We start from the raw sequence: 235 nt of genomic DNA, 5'->3' as shown, positions 1-235 counted from the left end.
ATCAGGAAAATAACGGATATAGCCAAACTGCTCGTAGCATCCGAAAACTTCACAAAGAGAGCCAGAGGAGAGCAAAAGCCTTTGACTTACAGTACGATAATCACCGAATTGGAGAAGGTATGGGCCATCATAAAACGGGAAGATACCACACTGATTGCCCCATACGGATATGATGTAAGGATAAATCACTGATAGTTCAGTACCTGGAAAGGCAGTAATTTTGCCGCCGTCAGCA

General features: G+C 43.8%; 1 pseudogene. It reads left to right on the top strand.

The annotated features are described in order from the left end of the window. Window positions 1-192: pseudogene (locus M1B78_RS18660) on the top strand (hypothetical protein); the annotation flags it as partial. Window positions 193-235 lie beyond the last annotated feature (43 nt).

The organism is Bacteroides muris (ex Fokt et al. 2023) (assembly GCF_024704895.1).
Taxonomy (GTDB): Bacteria; Bacteroidota; Bacteroidia; order Bacteroidales; family Bacteroidaceae; genus Bacteroides; species Bacteroides muris.
Note: the sequence above shows the minus strand (reverse complement) of the source record. Positions and strands in the feature narration are given on the sequence as shown.